This is a genomic window from Lysinibacillus sp. FSL K6-4013, from assembly GCF_038630435.1.
Taxonomy (GTDB): domain Bacteria; phylum Bacillota; class Bacilli; order Bacillales_A; family Planococcaceae; genus Lysinibacillus; species Lysinibacillus boronitolerans.
In genome coordinates, this window is the sequence record NZ_CP152031.1 from 255,637 (window position 1) to 274,386 (window position 18,750).

General features: G+C 40.9%; 11 protein-coding genes and 2 rRNA genes. 11 read left to right on the forward strand and 2 right to left on the reverse strand.

Going from position 1 to position 18,750, the window contains the following annotated elements; genetic code table 11:
- Positions 1-77 precede the first annotated feature (77 nt).
- Together MHB39_RS01275 and MHB39_RS01280 are read right to left on the reverse strand one after the other, a co-directional pair.
- Positions 78-1,295 carry a helix-turn-helix transcriptional regulator gene (locus MHB39_RS01275; protein WP_342545645.1) on the reverse strand — a complete coding sequence of 406 codons (1,218 nt, stop codon included), beginning with the start codon at positions 1,293-1,295 and terminating at the stop codon, positions 78-80.
- A 58-nt stretch (positions 1,296-1,353) separates the two neighbouring features.
- The gene (locus MHB39_RS01280) at positions 1,354-1,533 is read right to left on the reverse strand and encodes a hypothetical protein (RefSeq protein WP_342545646.1); all 180 of its coding nucleotides are present in this window, start codon (positions 1,531-1,533) and stop codon (positions 1,354-1,356) included.
- 290 nt (positions 1,534-1,823) lie between these two features.
- On the opposite strand from MHB39_RS01280, the gene hutH reads away from it, so the two are divergent.
- The 11 genes from hutH (at position 1,824) to MHB39_RS01335 (ending at position 18,699) form a co-directional block, all read left to right on the forward strand.
- The gene (gene hutH, locus MHB39_RS01285; RefSeq protein ID WP_342546877.1) at positions 1,824-3,329 is read left to right on the forward strand and encodes a histidine ammonia-lyase; all 1,506 of its coding nucleotides are present in this window, start codon (positions 1,824-1,826) and stop codon (positions 3,327-3,329) included.
- 167 nt (positions 3,330-3,496) lie between these two features.
- Complete coding sequence (gene hutU / locus MHB39_RS01290) at positions 3,497-5,167, forward strand: urocanate hydratase (protein WP_016993652.1); 1,671 nt, start codon at positions 3,497-3,499, stop codon at positions 5,165-5,167.
- A complete protein-coding gene (hutI, locus tag MHB39_RS01295; RefSeq protein ID WP_312126619.1) occupies positions 5,164-6,441 on the forward strand; it encodes an imidazolonepropionase in 1,278 nt (425 codons plus the stop codon). Before hutU ends, hutI begins: the two co-directional genes overlap by 4 nt.
- A gap of 152 nt (positions 6,442-6,593) precedes the next feature.
- Positions 6,594-7,394 (forward strand): NUDIX domain-containing protein, encoded by an 801-nt coding sequence (locus MHB39_RS01300; protein WP_036075977.1) that lies wholly within the window; start codon positions 6,594-6,596, stop codon positions 7,392-7,394.
- A gap of 81 nt (positions 7,395-7,475) precedes the next feature.
- Entirely contained in the window at positions 7,476-8,030 is a 555-nt protein-coding gene (locus tag MHB39_RS01305; RefSeq protein ID WP_312126621.1) for an isochorismatase family cysteine hydrolase, read from the forward strand.
- Between the two features lie 19 nt (positions 8,031-8,049).
- Entirely contained in the window at positions 8,050-9,507 is a 1,458-nt protein-coding gene (locus MHB39_RS01310; RefSeq protein ID WP_258859412.1) for a nicotinate phosphoribosyltransferase, read from the forward strand.
- Positions 9,508-9,532: 25 nt separating this feature from the next.
- Entirely contained in the window at positions 9,533-10,147 is a 615-nt protein-coding gene (nadD, locus tag MHB39_RS01315; RefSeq protein ID WP_036075981.1) for a nicotinate-nucleotide adenylyltransferase, read from the forward strand.
- 262 nt (positions 10,148-10,409) lie between these two features.
- A complete protein-coding gene (locus tag MHB39_RS01320) occupies positions 10,410-11,618 on the forward strand; it encodes an ISL3 family transposase (RefSeq protein ID WP_342545650.1) in 1,209 nt (402 codons plus the stop codon).
- Between the two features lie 174 nt (positions 11,619-11,792).
- Positions 11,793-13,646: an SLC13 family permease gene (locus MHB39_RS01325; protein WP_342546879.1), complete on the forward strand. Its 1,854-nt coding sequence runs from the start codon at positions 11,793-11,795 to the stop codon at positions 13,644-13,646.
- Positions 13,647-14,037: 391 nt separating this feature from the next.
- A 16S ribosomal RNA gene (locus MHB39_RS01330) occupies positions 14,038-15,589 on the forward strand.
- 182 nt (positions 15,590-15,771) lie between these two features.
- Positions 15,772-18,699, forward strand: a 23S ribosomal RNA gene (locus MHB39_RS01335).
- The 16S and 23S rRNA genes sit together here, the layout of an rRNA operon.
- Positions 18,700-18,750: the final 51 nt, after the last annotated feature.

Below are 18,750 nucleotides of genomic sequence, written 5' to 3' on the forward strand. Positions count from 1 at the left end.
ATCAAGATAATGACAGTATGATAAAAATCTTTATTGAAAATAAAATGAACTAATTGAAAATTATTTTAATCAAGCTTTTAATTTTTTCTATATCGGTTAGGCGTAATACCAATTTGTTGCTTAAATAATTTTATGAAATAATTTGGGTCATCAAAACCGTTTAAATGAGCGATTTCACTAATAGCAAAATCTGTTTCTAGCAGCATTTTTGTGGCGTGATGAATTCTTACTTGCTGTAAATAGCGCTTAAATGGCAAGCCTTGTTTTTTTGAGAAAATCGTACTTAAATAATTGGGGCTTATTCCAAGCTTATGAGCGACAAAGGGAAGAGACAGTGCGCTATCTTTAAATTGTTGATCAATTACTTCTATAGCTAGTTCAACATAGTCAGCTCGTTTCTCTATTCTAGCTTCCCTTGCTAACTCAATTAATGTCTGCGTGAAAGAAATAATCCCATTGAGTATCGTATAAAATATAGGATGCTCAATGATTAAGTGAAATAGCTGACGGTAGTTTTGTTCGATAACCGCTTTTTCATGTAATTTATATTTCAGCATAAAGCGTCTAATTTGTGCTAAGACACTCGTCAGATGAATGCGTAAATCATCTTGCTCATAATATATGCCTTCATTAGAAAGCCGATATAAAAATGTTTTAACGGCCTCTAGGTTTCCATCTTCCAAACTACTTATTAGTAATTGTTGTTCTTCTGGTGTTAGTAAGGGGTCAAAGGGCTGAGTTTCATATTGTTTGCTCGCATAAAAAATATGGCCAAAGCCTTCGTAAAAACTTTGATGTAGTGCACGCTTTGTTAATGTATACATATTTTTAATGGTTGTAGGTGTTCCATCATATATCCCAATATTTAAAGAACTATTACTAATCACACGCCATTCCTTCATAAGTGTACGTACATCTTTTTCTACAATCCTTATATCATTTGTTTGAAAAAGACATACGATGCTATTAGATAGAGGATATGTTTTCATATGGAAGTGAATCGGTGTTTGTTGAAGCCAATAGTAAAGCTTATTGAAGGTTTCTGTATGCTCGGGTTCAATCATTGTGAAATGTATCGTTGTCTCAATTGAACTAGATTTATTATCTAAAAATAATTGATTATAAAAGGAATCGTTTGTAGTCTCTTGAGCATCTTCTGTAATCTGTGGTGTGCGAAGAGAAATGGTTGTGAGTTTTTTCTTTAGTAGCTCTAAATCAATAGGCTTCACAAAAAGATGAGCAACTTGTAAATCAATTGCCTTCAAAGCATTTTTAAATAATGGCTCAGTTGTCATTGCTAAAATGGCACCAGAAAGCTTTTGTATATCGCGATAAAGAGCTGCTAAGCGATTATTAGGGAATAATATCGATATTTAACAGTATGGCATCAGGTTCAAATTGTTTAATGCTATGAGACACCTCTGAAATACTTGTGCACATTTCAATAAAAACATCCCCTGGGAAATATGTATGTAAAAACCATTTTATTCCTGCTAGGTCGGTTGGATCGCGATCAATTAATAACAGCTTCATACCATCAGCCTTTCTTAAAATATTCTAGTTTCATATAAAAGTACGATTATATTAATAAAAATAACATAGTAATCTGAAAAAAGTCTTGTTTTCTCTATTAAAATTCTCTATATTCTGAAAAAGGTAGTTAGTACAATGTAAATAGAGTAATTGATCATCAGCAGAAGCCAACTTTTGTTATGAAAACGCTTAATAAGTTTGATACTGATGTTTTTATATTACGAAAATTTGAATGAAGAGAATTTATTTACATAGCCATATAGGGAATAGGGGGATGTCATGTGAAGTCAATCATCGAACTTGATGGCAATACATTAACAAGACAACAAATTGAGGAAATCGTGAAGGGGCAAGCAACAGTTGCACTTGCTACAGAGAGTTTAGAACGTATTCGTTTAAGTAGAGAGCGTATCGAAAAGCGTTTAGCTGAAGGACAAACAATTTATGGTGTGAATACAGGGTTTGGTAAACTCAGCAATATAAAAATTGAAGAAGAAGACATTGAGCTATTGCAGTTAAATTTATTACGGTCAGATGCAACAGGTGTTGGTGAACCATTCCCAACAGATGTTGTACGTGCAATGATGGTGTTACGTGCCAATGCTTTAGCCAGAGGATTTTCTGGCATTCGTGAGGAAACTGTCCAACTACTATTGAATTTTATTAATAAAGGTGTTCACCCAATTGTTCCGTCACAAGGTTCGGTTGGAGCAAGTGGTGATTTAGCGCCTTTATCACATTTGGCATTAGTGTTAGTGGGTGAAGGAAAGGCTGAGTTTAACGGAGAAATCATGAGTGGTAGTGAGGCGCTAAAACAAGCTGGATTAACCCCTGTTAGACTTCAAGCTAAAGAGGGGCTAGCATTAGTTAACGGTACACAAGCTATGACGGGTATAGGTGTATTAACGGTCAATGAAGCTGAACGAATTGGTCTTGCAGCGGATATGGCTGCTAGCTTAACACTGGAAGCTTTAAAGGGTATTACCTCAGCATTTGATCCAGCACTTTTAGCAGTAAGACCACATCCAGAGTTAGAACTTGTGGGAGGGCGTATTCGTAAGTGGCTCGATGGCAGTAAACGTTTGACAAAGCAGGGTGAAATTCGCATGCAGGATGCTTATTCATTACGTTGTATACCGCAAGTACATGGAGCTTCTTGGCAGTCATTTTTCTATGCACAGGATCGTGTTCAAACTGAAATGAATGCAACAACTGATAACCCAATCGTTTTAGAAAGCGGGGAGGTATTATCGGGTGGGCATTTCCATGGACAGCCAATAGCCTTAGCAATGGACTTTTTGAAAATAGGTGTATGTGAATGGGCCAATATTTCAGAACGCCGTACAGAACGTATGGTAAACCCTCAACTTAATGAAGGGCTGCCACCATTCCTAGCAACAAACCCTGGGATTGAATGTGGACTTATGATTGCTCAATATACAGCAGCCTCTATTGTCTCAGAAAATAAAGTTTTAGCACATCCTTCTAGTGTGGATTCTATTCCTACATCAGGAAACCAAGAGGATCATGTAAGTATGGGAACAACTTCGGCACGTCAAGTACGTCAAATTGTTCACAACGCTGCTCGCGTTCTAGCAATCGAATTAATTTGTGCATCACAGGCTATTCATTTAGACAAGGCAGAAGAGCAATTGTCTCCTACTACAAGTAAATTCTTAAAGAAAGTGCGTGAATTTTGTCCACCATTACTAGCCGATCAACCAATTGGCGATGAAATTGAAGCATTGGCGAAATATTTACTATCAAGTAATGATTTAGTAAATGAGTATGTGTAAATTGGTTTAAGTTTTGATATGAAAGAGCAAAGGCGTCGCTCGGTTTATACACCGAGTAGCCTCTGCTTTGAAAATATTTATATGTATTTAAGTCTGAATATTCAGTTATTAATAGCTTTAGACAGCAACATTCACATTTTTTTAATAGGAAAAGGAGCGTGTTTTTAATGGTATTTAAGACAGATATTCGTGCACCACGTGGAAATGAACTAACATGTAAGGGATGGACACAGGAAGCAGCAATGCGTATGTTAATGAACAATCTTGATCCAGAGGTGGCAGAGAATCCAGATGAACTGATTGTTTATGGGGGGATTGGCAAGGCTGCTCGTAACTGGGAAAGCTATGAACAAATCATTGCATCTTTGAAAGAATTAGAGAATGATGAGACTCTTTTAATCCAATCTGGAAAGCCAGTAGCCGTATTCCGTACACATGAGCATTCCCCTCGAGTGCTGATTGCCAATTCAAACCTTGTACCAGCATGGGCAAATTGGGATCACTTTTATGAATTAGAAGAAAGGGATTTAATGATGTATGGTCAAATGACTGCTGGGAGCTGGATTTATATTGGCGCTCAAGGTATTTTACAAGGCACTTATCTGTCCTTTGTAGAAGCAGGCAAAAAGGTATTTGGCACTGCTGATTTACGTGGTAAATTCATTCTTACAGGTGGTATGGGCGGAATGAGTGGTGCACAGCCATTAGCAGGGAAAATGGCAGGTGCTGTAATCTTAGTTGTTGAAGTGGATCGTGCTCGCATTGAACGTAAAATCAAAGAAGGCTACTGTGATTATATTGTAGAAACTGTAGATGAAGCGATTGCATTAGTTAATAAATTACGTGACCAAAATGAGCCAGCATCCATTGGTCTTGTTGGTAACTGTGCTGATGTTAATCGTGAGCTGTTGAATCGTGGAATTATTCCAGATTTTGTGACAGACCAAACATCTGCACATGATCCGATTAATGGCTATGTACCAAATGGCATGACCTTTGAAGAAGCGCTAAAACTTCGCAAAGAGGATGTAAAAACATATGAGCGTAAAGCAAAAGAAACAATGGCAGAGCATGTTCGTACAATGCTAGAGTTCCAAGAGGCAGGCGCAGAAGTATTTGATTATGGGAATAACATTCGCGCCTATGCCAAAGAGATGGGTGTGACAAATGCCTTTGATTTCCCAGGCTTTGTACCAGCGTATATTCGTCCGTTATTCTGTGAAGGAAAGGGCCCATTCCGTTGGGCAGCGCTTTCAGGAAATCCTGAGGACATTTATAAAACAGATGCACTGGCGAAAGAGATGTTCGCTGAAGATGAGGGTCTTGTCAATTGGATTGATATGGCACAAAAAATGGTGAAATGGCAAGGGTTACCTGCACGCATTTGCTGGTTAGGCTATGGTGATCGTCATCGTTTTGCATTAAAGGTAAATGAAATGGTTGCAAGTGGTGAATTATCAGCACCGATTGTCTTTGGTCGTGATCACTTAGATTCAGGTTCTGTAGCATCACCAAATCGTGAAACAGAAGGGATGCTAGATGGTTCAGATGCGGTATCGGATTGGCCGATTTTAAATGCTCTTGTTAATACTGCTAGTGGTGCAAGCTGGGTAAGCGTACACCATGGTGGTGGTGTAGGAATGGGTTATTCACAGCATGCAGGTCAAGTCTTAGTAGCAGATGGATCAGAGCTTGCTGCTGAAAAAATTGCACGTGTATTAGTTTCAGACCCTGGAATGGGTGTTGCTCGTCATGCTGATGCAGGCTACGATATTGCTATCAATACAGCAAAAAACAAAGGTGTCCATATACCAATGTTAAAGGGTGATGCGAAGTGACCATTCTAATAAAAAATGCAAATGAAGTAATTACCTTGAAAAGTAATGCACAAGGACCACGTACAAAAGAACAAATGCAGGAAATTGCAGTAATAGAAAATGGCAGTGTTCTAATTGAGGAAGAGCGTATTGTAGCAGTAGGAGCTTATGAGCAACTAAAAGCCGACTTCCCAGAAATAATAAAGAAAGCAGAAACGATTGATGCTACTGGTAAGATTGTTATGCCTGGCTTAGTGGATTGTCATACACATTTAGTGCATGGTGGAACACGCGAGCATGAGTTTAATATGAGACTAAATGGTTCTACCTATATGGAAATCATGAATGCAGGAGGTGGCATTCATGCTACAACAAAGCGTACACGAGAAACAAGCTTTAACGAATTATATGAAAAGACGATGCAGCATTTAGATGTATTTTTAAAGCATGGTGTAACAACAGTTGAAGCAAAATCAGGCTATGGCTTAGACTGGGAAACGGAAAAGAAACAGCTAGAGGTCGCAAAAGAATTACAAGCTGCACATCATATTGATGTCATCAGCACGTTTATGGGAGCCCATGCAGTTCCTCGTGATTATAAGGGGCGTGAGGATGAATTTGTGGAAGTTGTGGTCCAAGAGATGCTGCCAAAAGTAGCGGAACTAGAGTTGGCTGAATTTAATGATGTATTTTGTGAAAAAGGCGTCTTTACACCCGAACAATCCCGACGCATTTTAGAGGCTGGAAAAGCACTTGGCTTAACACCGAAAATACATGCGGATGAAATCGAGCCGTATCAAGGCGCCGAGCTTGCTGCCGAAGTAGGGGCCATTTCGGCAGAGCATTTGTTAGTTGCTTCTGATGAGGGAATTCGAAAAATGGCTGAAGCGGGTACGATTGCTGTATTGCTGCCAGGTACCGCATTCTTTTTACGTGCACCTTACGCAAGAGGGCGGCTTATGATTGACGAGGGAGTACCTGTAGCGATATCAACAGACTTTAATCCTGGATCATCCCCGACAATGAGTCTACCTTTTATTATGAATTTAGCTTGTATGCATATGGGTATGACATTGGAGGAAGTATTAACGGCAACAACAATTAATGCGGCATATGCACTGAATCGAGGAGAGCAAGTTGGTTCCCTTGAAGCACATAAAAAAGCGGATGTACTGATCCTTGATGTAGAGAACTACAAGCAGCTGCAATACTTCTACGGTATGAACCATACACATACGGTAATCAAAAATGGGCAAGTTGTTGTACAAAACGGAATTTTGCTGAAAGATCAATAATAAGAATGGGCATAAATAAGGCAGAGTTGCTTTATTTATGCTTTTTTTATAAATCAGTTGCAAAAGCTTTGAAGAAAGATTATAATTTTAATAAATAGTAATTAGTGAATTACAAATTACTAGAACCTTGGAATTATAGAAGGGGTTATACAATGACAAAATTCCGTACTGAAGAAGAAGTGCTTGCACATTATGATTCTTCAAAATATCAAACACCTGATGGATATACCGCAGATATTGCCATTTTTACAATTACCTCAGAGAAAACAGAGGATAAGGCACCGCCAAACATGACGCTAAAGATTATGTTGATTAAGCGTGCTATTAAGGATGCTGAAGGTAATCCCAATATTGAAGGAGGGAAATGGGCACTTCCAGGAGGCTTTGTAGATGCCAATCAAAAAGAAACGGCCTTCATGGCAGCAAAGAGAGAATTAAAAGAAGAGACAAATGTAGAAGGTTTACATGTTCAACATTTTGGTGTTTATGATGAGATCGATCGAGATCCACGTGGTTGGATGATTTCGAATGCATTTTATGCCATTGTTCCTGAGACATATATTGAGCAACGTCAAGCGAATGATGATGCAGACGATGTAGAACTGTTTGATATAGAAAGTGTATTTACGCTTCCATTAGCTTTCGATCACCGAAAAATCATTTCCGATGCGTTGCATTTTATTAAAAGGGATATGATACAGACAACTGTTGCTAAAAACTTTTTACCACAAGAGTTTACATTGTCAGAGTTGCAACGAGTACTTCTAACAGTTGGAGAAGATCCACGAATCTCTAATGATTCTGTATTCTTTACAAAAGCACCGAAATTACCCTTTATCGAAAAAGCATTGGATGAAGAAGGTAAACCAAAGAAAACGAAACGAAATTCATTTAGGCCTTCACAACTTTATACATTCAATGATTTTGAAATCGTGGAGTCCATTTATCATTAGGAAAGAGCTTTCTTTCCTGATTATTTTAAAGAATGTAATTTGTAATTTAAAAATTACTAATTAAAAAATAGGAGTGATGAAATGATGAAAAAGCGTGCATTAATTAATATTGATTATACAGTGGATTTTGTTGCGACGGATGGGGCTCTTACTTGTGGAGAACCTGGGCAGCTGCTCGAACATGCAAATGTTGATTTAACAAAGGAGTTTATTAAGAGTGGTGATTTTACTGTATTTGCGGTAGATGTTCATGAAAAGGGAGATGTTTATCATCCAGAAACTAAGCTATTCCCACCTCATAATATTCGTCATACAGAAGGTAGAGAGTTATATGGTGCATTAAACTCATTATATGAAGAAAATAAAGACCAAGATCACGTCTATTACATTGATAAAACGCGTTATTCTTCTTTTGCAGGAACAGATTTAGAATTGAAATTGCGTGAAAGAGGAATTACTGAGCTACATTTAATCGGCGTTTGTACAGATATCTGTGTTCTTCATACAGCAGTAGATGCTTATAATAAAGGGTTCGATATCGTCATTCATAAAAATGCTGTCGCATCCTTTAATCAAGCTGGACATGAGTGGGCATTAAATCATTTCGAGCATACTCTAGGTGCCACTATTATTTGACATGAATGGAGGAGGAAATATGAAATATGTAGATGATAGTTTCATGTTACACACAGACCTATACCAAATTAATATGGTTCAAACGTATTGGCAAGATGGTGTTCATCAACGTAAAGCTGTTTTCGAACTATATTTTAGAAAGCTTCCATTTGGCAATGGCTATGGAGTTTTCGCTGGATTGAAAAAAGTGATTGAGTTTATTAATAACTTTGGTTTCTCTCAAAGTGATATTCAATATTTACGAGAAGAGGGGAAGTATCCTGAGGAATTTCTTGAATACCTAAAAGAACTTAAATTTACAGGGACAATTAAAGGGATGAGAGAGGGAGAACTTGTCTTTGCTAACGAGCCTATCCTGCGAATTGAGGCACCATTAGCCGAAGCCCAATTAATTGAAACGCCGTTGTTAAATATCGTTAATTACCAAACCCTGATTGCGACAAAAGCTTCACGTATCAAGCAAGTGACGGGTGAGGATGTTGTAATGGAATTTGGAACCCGCCGTGCACATGAATTTGATGCTGCTATTTGGGGAACGCGTGCTGCTTATATAGGTGGATTCTCTGCAACAAGCAATGTAAGAGCAGGAAAATTATTCGGTATTCCTGTGTCAGGAACACATGCCCATGCGATGATTCAAACCTATCGAGATGAATATACTGCGTTTAAAAAATACGCAGCAGCACATAAAGACTGTGTTTTTCTAGTAGATACTTATGACACACTACGTTCTGGTGTTCCTAATGCTATCCGCGTAGCGAAGGAGCTAGGGAATCAAATTAATTTTATTGGTATCCGTTTAGACAGTGGAGATTTAGCCTATCTCTCAAAACAAGCAAGGAAAATGCTAGATGAAGCAGGATTTACAGCAGCTAAAATAATGGCTTCGAATGACTTGGATGAATATACAATCATGCATTTAAAGTCGCAAGGAGCGCAAATTGATGCTTGGGGAATCGGAACTAAGCTGATTACAGCCTATGATCAAGCAGCTCTTGGTGGAGTATATAAATTAGTTGCGATAGAAAACGAAAGTGGAGAACTGGTTGATACCATTAAAATTTCAGCAAATCCTGAGAAAGTGACTACACCTGGACGTAAACGCGTTTACCGTATTATTAATGCAGAGAATGGTCATGCTGAAGGAGATTATATTGCGTTAGATAATGAAAACATACAGCAAGAAGAAAGATTGAAAATGTTCCACCCTATTCATACGTATATTAGTAAATTTGTTACAAATTTTACGGCAAAAGAGTTACATGAAAGTATCGTAGAAAACGGAAATATTGTTTATAAGGAGCCAACTATTCAAGAAACACAAAAATATGTAAAGGAAAACTTACATTTATTGTGGTGCGAATATAAGCGAACAATGAATCCTGAAGAATATCCAGTCGATTTAAGTCAAGCATGTTGGGACAATAAAATGGCATGCATACAGGCGATAAAAGAAAAGGTCTCACAACGTATTTAAAAGAAAATTGTAGGAGGTAGAGACGATGGCGAGAATAGGCATTTATGGTTCATCATTTGATCCTATTACCAATGTCCATCTTTGGACAGCAAGCACTGTCGCACATCGGTGTAAGTTAGATAAGGTTATTTTTTTGCCTTGTTCAAATAAACGCAAAGATAAAACCATCAAAACAGCTGATACACATCGTTGGAATATGCTTCAGTTAGCCATAGCTAAGGACGATCGTTTTATTGCAGATTCCTATGAGATGGATCAAGAAGGCTGGAATATTTACACATATGACACCATGAAATACTTTAGAGAGAAGAACCCAGAGGATGAGATACATTTTATTATGGGTGCTGATTTATTAGTGGATATTGGTGCAGGGTTATGGAAAAAGGGTGACGCATTAGTAGCGGAGAATAAATTTATTGTAATGGCACGACATGGCATCGATATGCTATCAACCATTAGTCGTTCCCCCATTTTAAGAAATAATGATGATGGAAGATTTCACCTTATCGATAAAGGGCTAGCGATGGAAATTAGCTCTACCTATATTCGAGAAGAATTTGCAATGGGGGGAGAACCAAGATACCTCTTGCCTACTGCTTGTTACAACTATATTAAAGAACATCATCTTTATCAAAAATAAAATAGTGAAGCTACAATTATAAGTGTGGATGACTACCACACTTATTTTAATTTTGAAAAGATGGTGAATTTTATCATATAGGCCTCAGCGTAAGCTATAATAAAAATAGCAATGGTATACAATTTTTTTGCTGTCAATAATTAAGGTTCTATAATAAATGTTGGGGTTTTTAAACAATTTCTAAAATAAAAATGCACAACATCACCTATTTTACTATACTTGAATTGTTGAGAAACAAGTTAGTAAAGGGGAGTTGTGCTGTATGAATTTTAACATGGAATTACCAGGATTTAAAGGAGTAAAGATTGAGGAAATTATCGAACAAGAGAATCGCATTTTGCTGTATATTTCAATGCCTATAAAGGAACATATTTGTCCCGAATGTGGTAAAAACACAACGAAAATTCATGATTATCGAATGCGTAAGATTGGACATCTTCCAATGTGGGGACGTTTAACGATATTGATGTATAAAGGTCGTCGCTATCGTTGTACTTGCGGAAAGCGTTTTTCCGAAAAAGCTCCATTTATCGAGCGTTATCAACGTTTTTCTAAAGAGGCAAATCAAGCTATGATCCTTCAATCTGTTAAAGCGAAAACATTTAAGGAAGCTGCAATCACACTTGGTACATCTATTTCTACAATACTTCGGAGATTCTACAAACAAACCAAAGTAGCGTTACCTGAAGGTTTTCGTTTACCAAAAGCCATTGCCATTGATGAGTATAAAGCGGATACGGATTCGGGAAAATATCAGCTGATTATAGCGAATGCGGAGACACATGAACCGATTGATATTTTACCGAATCGTCGACTACAAACAATAAAAGCTTACTTACAAAAATACGGTCAAGATGTGGAAGTTGTCGTTATGGATATGAATGGAAGCTTTAAAGCGGCTGTCTATCAAGCTTTAGCGAAACCGATTATTGTAGCAGATCGGTTCCATTATTGTCGGTATATTCACTGGGCTTTGGATGATGTCAGAAGAAAAGTTCAAAAAGAATGGCACGCCTATGATCGCAAAAAGTGTAAGAAAATGCGATTTGTTTTACATAAAAATTCAGCGAAATTAACTGAGGAAGAGCGTTGGTATTTAAATTATTATCTTGGTTTATCACCTGAATTGAAAAAAGCATATGAGTTAAAAGAAGATTATAAACATTGGTTTACACAGGCCAAAGAAGAAAAGGATATTCAAAAGATTAAAAATGGATTAGAAGCATTTTACCGTAAGGTAGAAGAGGCAACTATTCCTGCATTTAGAAAGCGAATACAAACGTTAAAAAACTGGCAGGTAGAAATCTTAAATAGCTTTGTATTCAACTATTCAAATGGTTTTTTAGAAGGTATTAATAATAAATCAAAAGTGCTCAAACGAAATGCTTATGGCTTCCGCAAATATGAGCACTTTAAAGCGAAAATATTATTAGGACACATGTATAGAAAAATAGGATTATATGTTGGGTGAGAAAATGAAACGAGCCGACCTGCCCCATCCATTGCTTCCTCGCTACGCTTCGTAAGCAATGGATGGGGCAGGAAAAGTGATTCTTGTAAACTAAAAAATTTACTTCTCTCGTTTGTCACCCCAACAATTGACAAAGGACCATAATTAATAATGATTAATGTTAGAAAGGAATTCATGAATGTGCAGCTTACATTAACATTTCTTATTTTAGGAGCAACAATTTTCGCATTTGTGACCAATAAAATACGAGCAGATCTTGTAGCAATTGTGTCACTATTAGCATTTGTCATTATGGATATTTTGACGCCCGCGGAGGCATTAGCTGGTTTTTCAAACTCTGTAGTTTTAATGATTGCAGGGTTATTTGTCGTGGGTGCAGGGATTTTACGTACGGGCCTGGCAGGCATGGCGGGGCAACTCTTACTAAAATGGTCAGGCAATAGTGAGCTGAAGTTATTTGTGCTACTGCTTATTATTGTAGGATCGGTTGGTGCATTTATGAGTAATACGGGTACTGTCGCCTTAATGATGCCAATCGTTGTAAGTATAGCAATAAGTATGAAAGTCAGCCCTTCTAAATTTCTACTACCACTCTCCTATGTAGCAAGTCTTTCTGGTCTGATGACACTGATTGCGTCACCAACCAATTTAATTGTCAGTCAGTTATTAGTTGATCGAGGCTATAATAAACTTGGCTTTTTTGAAGTGACTCCTATTGGCATCGTGGGGATGATTGCTGGCATTACTTATTTAGTACTTGTAAGAAATATTTTATTACCAAATGATCAAAACCGCACACAAAGCAATGAAGGCTATAAACTTTCGCCCAAAAAAATTATTAAACAATATGATTTAAATAATCGTCTATTTAAAATCTCTGTTCCTGAGGAGTCGCCTATTATTGAAACATCGTTAGCGGAATTAAAACTACCAGCTAAGTATATGCTCTGTATGATGAAAATTCATCGTAAATCTCAGGAGGGTATTAATTTATTACCGATGACTTATCAAGAAATGGCAGGACCAACTAGTGTCATTCATGCCAAGGATGAGTTATACGTTCAAGGAGAAATAGAAGATATTCATCGTTTTGTTGAGGATTATCATCTTGAGATGCAAGGATTAGTAGAAGGGGAAGCCGATGAGTTAGTATCGAAGCATCTGGGTATTGCTGAGGTATTGCTTACCCCTAATTCGAGCTTTATCAATGAAACGGTTAGCTCCCTCGGTTTCAGAGAAAAATACAATCTAAATATCATTGGTATTAATCGCAAGGGTGGTTATAAACTTCAGGATATGGTATCTCACAAATTAAAATTTGGAGACGCAATATTAGTACAGGGAGCATGGGATGAAATTCTTTTGTTAGCAAGAGAAACACAGGATGTCGTGGTTGTCGGCCAGCCGAAAGAACACGCAAGTGTGGCAGCGGCTACAGGCAAAGCTGGAATTGCGGGGATTATTATGTTATTCATGATTATTTTGATGGCATTTGAAATTTTTCCTGCTGTAATCTCTGTGATGATTGGTGCCGTACTGATGATTTTAACAGGTTGCTTGAGAAACATGGAAGATGCCTATAGCAATATGAATTTTGAAAGTATTGTGTTAGTGGCTGCTATGTTACCAATGGCGACAGCGTTAGAAAAAACAGGAGGCATGACCATTTTATCTGATGGTATTATTAATGCTTTAGGTGGTTTCGGACCATATGGTGTACTCATAGGGATTTACATTTTGACAGCCATTTTTGGTCAATTCATTAGTAATACGGCAACTGCTGTATTGTTTGCCCCCATTGCCATGAGTGCTGCCATTGCCATTGAGGTTAGTCCCACAACATTTATGATTGCAGTCGCAGTCGCAGCAAGTATGGCGTTTGCTACGCCAATTGCTTCCCCCACGAATGCACTGGTAATGACGGCAGGGGGCTATAAATTTATGGATTTTGTAAGAATAGGGATACCGTTACAAATTATTATGTTTATTGTGATGATGATAGCCATCCCGTTCTTTTTCCCATTTTAAAAACTCGGTTTCTCTACCGAGTTTTTTGTTTTTTTTAAAGATCTATTATTTTTTTGTAGGAAATTATGATAAAATTATTTTCTAGTTCATGGTCTAACATTGAACTAGCTTGTGATTAGATTTTATAGTTATTAATATAGGAAGTTTTCCGTTGATAATAAAAAAAATAAAGTTTTTTATTAAAAAGTGTTGACCTTTTAAAAATAAGGGTGTAGTATTATACAAGTCGCCAGGGTGACACGCTAAAACAAAACAAAACATGAACCTTGAAAACTGAACAAGCAAAACGTAATCAATAAAGTTTTAAGTAGCTAGCTTTGCTAGTAAACAAAACACAATTTTGGACATCAAACATGATGCCAGCAAAACAATTTGAGCTAATCAAATTTCTTTTATGGAGAGTTTGATCCTGGCTCAGGACGAACGCTGGCGGCGTGCCTAATACATGCAAGTCGAGCGAACAGAAAAGGAGCTTGCTCCTTTGACGTTAGCGGCGGACGGGTGAGTAACACGTGGGCAACCTACCCTATAGTTTGGGATAACTCCGGGAAACCGGGGCTAATACCGAATAATCTCTTTTGCTTCATGGTGAAAGACTGAAAGACGGTTTCGGCTGTCGCTATAGGATGGGCCCGCGGCGCATTAGCTAGTTGGTGAGGTAACGGCTCACCAAGGCGACGATGCGTAGCCGACCTGAGAGGGTGATCGGCCACACTGGGACTGAGACACGGCCCAGACTCCTACGGGAGGCAGCAGTAGGGAATCTTCCACAATGGGCGAAAGCCTGATGGAGCAACGCCGCGTGAGTGAAGAAGGTTTTCGGATCGTAAAACTCTGTTGTAAGGGAAGAACAAGTACAGTAGTAACTGGCTGTACCTTGACGGTACCTTATTAGAAAGCCACGGCTAACTACGTGCCAGCAGCCGCGGTAATACGTAGGTGGCAAGCGTTGTCCGGAATTATTGGGCGTAAAGCGCGCGCAGGCGGTCCTTTAAGTCTGATGTGAAAGCCCACGGCTCAACCGTGGAGGGTCATTGGAAACTGGGGGACTTGAGTGCAGAAGAGGAAAGTGGAATTCCAAGTGTAGCGGTGAAATGCGTAGAGATTTGGAGGAACACCAGTGGCGAAGGCGACTTTCTGGTCTGTAACTGACGCTGAGGCGCGAAAGCGTGGGGAGCAAACAGGATTAGATACCCTGGTAGTCCACGCCGTAAACGATGAGTGCTAAGTGTTAGGGGGTTTCCGCCCCTTAGTGCTGCAGCTAACGCATTAAGCACTCCGCCTGGGGAGTACGGTCGCAAGACTGAAACTCAAAGGAATTGACGGGGGCCCGCACAAGCGGTGGAGCATGTGGTTTAATTCGAAGCAACGCGAAGAACCTTACCAGGTCTTGACATCCCGTTGACCACTGTAGAGATATAGTTTCCCCTTCGGGGGCAACGGTGACAGGTGGTGCATGGTTGTCGTCAGCTCGTGTCGTGAGATGTTGGGTTAAGTCCCGCAACGAGCGCAACCCTTGATCTTAGTTGCCATCATTTAGTTGGGCACTCTAAGGTGACTGCCGGTGACAAACCGGAGGAAGGTGGGGATGACGTCAAATCATCATGCCCCTTATGACCTGGGCTACACACGTGCTACAATGGACGATACAAACGGTTGCCAACTCGCGAGAGGGAGCTAATCCGATAAAGTCGTTCTCAGTTCGGATTGTAGGCTGCAACTCGCCTACATGAAGCCGGAATCGCTAGTAATCGCGGATCAGCATGCCGCGGTGAATACGTTCCCGGGCCTTGTACACACCGCCCGTCACACCACGAGAGTTTGTAACACCCGAAGTCGGTGAGGTAACCTTTTGGAGCCAGCCGCCGAAGGTGGGATAGATGATTGGGGTGAAGTCGTAACAAGGTAGCCGTATCGGAAGGTGCGGCTGGATCACCTCCTTTCTAAGGATTATTTCGGAATACAAACCTTGGGTTTGTAAGATTACGTTTTGCGTTCAGTTTTGAAGGTTCATTCTTTCTGAATGAAATACTTCAAAACTTGTTCTTTGAAAACTGGATAAAACGACATTGAAATTGTAACAAACACATTTATTTTTTAAGTTTTTTTATAGGCTTAATAACTTGGTTAAGTTATTAAGGGCGCACGGCGAATGCCTTGGCACTAGGAGCCGAAGAAGGACGGCACTAACACCGATATGCTTCGGGGAGCTGTAAGTGAGCTTTGATCCGGAGATTTCCGAATGGGGGAACCCACTACGTTTAATCGCGTAGTATCTTGACGTGAATACATAGCGTCTTGAAGGCAGACCCAGGGAACTGAAACATCTAAGTACCTGGAGGAAGAGAAAGAAAAATCGATTCCCTGAGTAGCGGCGAGCGAAACGGGAAGAGCCCAAACCAAGAGGCTTGCCTCTTGGGGTTGTAGGACACTCTATACGGAGTTACAAAAGAGCGAGTTAGATGAAGCGACTTGGAAAGGTCCGCCAGAGCAGGTAAAAGCCCTGTAGTCGAAAGTTCGTTCTCTCCTGAGTGGATCCTGAGTACGGCGGAACACGTGAAATTCCGTCGGAATCCGGGAGGACCATCTCCCAAGGCTAAATACTACCTAGTGACCGATAGTGAACCAGTACCGTGAGGGAAAGGTGAAAAGCACCCCGGAAGGGGAGTGAAAGAGATCCTGAAACCGTGTGCCTACAAGTAGTTAGAGCCCGTTAATGGGTGATAGCGTGCCTTTTGTAGAATGAACCGGCGAGTTACGATTACGTGCAAGGTTAAGCTTTAGAAGGCGGAGCCGCAGCGAAAGCGAGTCTGAATAGGGCGATGTAGTACGTGGTCGTAGACCCGAAACCAGGTGATCTACCCATGTCCAGGGTGAAGGTGAGGTAACACTTACTGGAGGCCCGAACCCACGCACGTTGAAAAGTGCGGGGATGAGGTGTGGGTAGCGGAGAAATTCCAATCGAACTTGGAGATAGCTGGTTCTCTCCGAAATAGCTTTAGGGCTAGCCTCGTGATGAGAATACTGGAGGTAGAGCACTGTTTGGACTAGGGGGCCATCCCGGTTTACCGAATTCAGACAAACTCCGAATGCCAGATATTTATACACGGGAGTCAGACTGCGAGTGATAAGATCCGTAGTCAAAAGGGAAACAGCCCAGACCACCAGCTAAGGTCCCAAAGTAATCGTTAAGTGGAAAAGGATGTGGCGTTGCACAGACAACCAGGATGTTGGCTTAGAAGCAGCCATCATTTAAAGAGTGCGTAATAGCTCACTGGTCGAGTGACGCTGCGCCGAAAATGTATCGGGGCTAAACGATTCACCGAAGCTGTGGATTGACATCTACGATGTCAGTGGTAGGAGAGCGTTCTAAGTGCGTTGAAGTCAGACCGGAAGGACTGGTGGAGCGCTTAGAAGTGAGAATGCCGGTATGAGTAGCGAAAGACGGGTGAGAATCCCGTCCACCGTATGACTAAGGTTTCCTGAGGAAGGCTCGTCCGCTCAGGGTTAGTCGGGACCTAAGCCGAGGCCGATAGGCGTAGGCGATGGACAACAGGTTGATATTCCTGTACCACCTCCTCACCGTTTGAGAAATGGGGGGACGCAGTAGGATAGGGTAAGCGCGCCGTTGGTTGTGCGCGTCCAAGCAGTAAGGCGTGTGTGTAGGCAAATCCGCACACTGTAACGTTGAGCTGTGATGGCGAGTCCGTATGGACGAAGTTCCTGATTTCACACTGCCAAGAAAAGCCTCTATCGAGGTGAGAGGTGCCCGTACCGCAAACCGACACAGGTAGTCGAGGAGAGAATCCTAAGGTGTGCGAGAGAACTCTCGTTAAGGAACTCGGCAAAATGACCCCGTAACTTCGGGAGAAGGGGTGCTCTTGAGCGTGCAAGCGCATGAGAGCCGCAGTGAATAGGCCCAGGCGACTGTTTAGCAAAAACACAGGTCTCTGCAAAACCGTAAGGTGACGTATAGGGGCTGACGCCTGCCCGGTGCTGGAAGGTTAAGAGGAGTGGTTAGCGCAAGCGAAGCTGCGAATTGAAGCCCCAGTAAACGGCGGCCGTAACTATAACGGTCCTAAGGTAGCGAAATTCCTTGTCGGGTAAGTTCCGACCCGCACGAAAGGCGTAACGATCTGGGCACTGTCTCAACGAGAGACTCGGTGAAATTATAGTACCTGTGAAGATGCAGGTTACCCGCGACAGGACGGAAAGACCCCGTGGAGCTTTACTGTAGCCTGATATTGAATTTTGGTACAACTTGTACAGGATAGGTAGGAGCCAGAGATCTCGGAGCGCCAGCTTCGAAGGAGGCGTCGGTGGGATACTACCCTGGTTGTATTGAAATTCTAACCCATGCCCCTTAGCGGGGCAGGAGACAGTGTCAGGCGGACAGTTTGACTGGGGCGGTCGCCTCCTAAAAGGTAACGGAGGCGCCCAAAGGTTCCCTCAGAATGGTTGGAAATCATTCGTAGAGTGTAAAGGCACAAGGGAGCTTGACTGCGAGACCTACAAGTCGAGCAGGGTCGAAAGACGGGCTTAGTGATCCGGTGGTTCCGCATGGAAGGGCCATCGCTCAACGGATAAAAGCTACCCCGGGGATAACAGGCTTATCTCCCCCAAGAGTCCACATCGACGGGGAGGTTTGGCACCTCGATGTCGGCTCATCGCATCCTGGGGCTGTAGTCGGTCCCAAGGGTTGGGCTGTTCGCCCATTAAAGCGGTACGCGAGCTGGGTTCAGAACGTCGTGAGACAGTTCGGTCCCTATCCGTCGTGGGCGTAGGAAATTTGAGAGGAGCTGTCCTTAGTACGAGAGGACCGGGATGGACACACCGCTGGTGTACCAGTTGTCTTGCCAAAGGCATCGCTGGGTAGCTATGTGTGGACGGGATAAGTGCTGAAAGCATCTAAGCATGAAGCCCCCCTCAAGATGAGATTTCCCATTACGCAAGTAAGTAAGATCCCTCAAAGACGATGAGGTAGATAGGTTCGAGGTGGAAGTGTGGTGACACATGGAGCTGACGAATACTAATCGATCGAGGACTTAACCAATATGTTTGAAGCATTCAATGTATCGTTTATCTAGTTTTGAAAGAATAAGTC

Coding starts and splice junctions, on each gene's coding strand:
- MHB39_RS01275 (WP_342545645.1), bottom strand. CDS start 1,295: ATGACAACTGAGCCATTATTTAAAAATGCTTTGAAGGCAATTGATTTA.
- MHB39_RS01325 (WP_342546879.1), top strand. CDS start 11,793: ATGAATGTGCAGCTTACATTAACATTTCTTATTTTAGGAGCAACAATT.
- nadD (WP_036075981.1), top strand. CDS start 9,533: ATGGCGAGAATAGGCATTTATGGTTCATCATTTGATCCTATTACCAAT.
- MHB39_RS01320 (WP_342545650.1), top strand. CDS start 10,410: ATGAATTTTAACATGGAATTACCAGGATTTAAAGGAGTAAAGATTGAG.
- MHB39_RS01310 (WP_258859412.1), top strand. CDS start 8,050: ATGAAATATGTAGATGATAGTTTCATGTTACACACAGACCTATACCAA.
- MHB39_RS01300 (WP_036075977.1), top strand. CDS start 6,594: ATGACAAAATTCCGTACTGAAGAAGAAGTGCTTGCACATTATGATTCT.
- MHB39_RS01305 (WP_312126621.1), top strand. CDS start 7,476: ATGATGAAAAAGCGTGCATTAATTAATATTGATTATACAGTGGATTTT.
- hutU (WP_016993652.1), top strand. CDS start 3,497: ATGGTATTTAAGACAGATATTCGTGCACCACGTGGAAATGAACTAACA.
- MHB39_RS01280 (WP_342545646.1), bottom strand. CDS start 1,533: ATGAAGCTGTTATTAATTGATCGCGATCCAACCGACCTAGCAGGAATA.